Source organism: Marinicella gelatinilytica, assembly GCF_026410405.1.
Classification (GTDB): Bacteria; Pseudomonadota; Gammaproteobacteria; order Xanthomonadales; family Marinicellaceae; genus Marinicella; species Marinicella gelatinilytica.
Genome location: NZ_JAPMLN010000052.1, coordinates 1 through 281, shown reverse-complemented (window position 1 = coordinate 281; position 281 = coordinate 1). Strand labels below are relative to the sequence as shown.

The following is a 281-nucleotide window of genomic DNA, read 5'->3' as shown; positions in this document are numbered from 1 at the left end:
AGTCCTTCTGCAATCAATTCATGCGCTGCAAACTCCAAACCATTATCCAATGTAATAGTCAGTATTTGGTCAACTAAATGTGCCATACCTTCAATGGCTGCCTCCGCCAACAGTGAAGCTTGTTTTCCGGTTAACCGGAAAATCATGGTGTACAAGGTCTTTCTTTCAACCAGGGTGAGCAAAGCGCTTTGACGACCTTTGCCAATGATTGTGTCACCTTCCCAGTCACCAATCCTTGTTTTCTTATCAACCACAGCCGGTCTGTCGTCAATACTGACCCT

Annotated in this window: 1 protein-coding gene; it reads right to left on the bottom strand. The window is 45.2% G+C overall.

The window, feature by feature from the left end; all coding sequences use genetic code 11:
- A partial coding sequence (locus OS173_RS13315; protein ID WP_267184767.1) for an IS30 family transposase occupies positions 1–281 on the bottom strand: 281 nt, incomplete at both ends.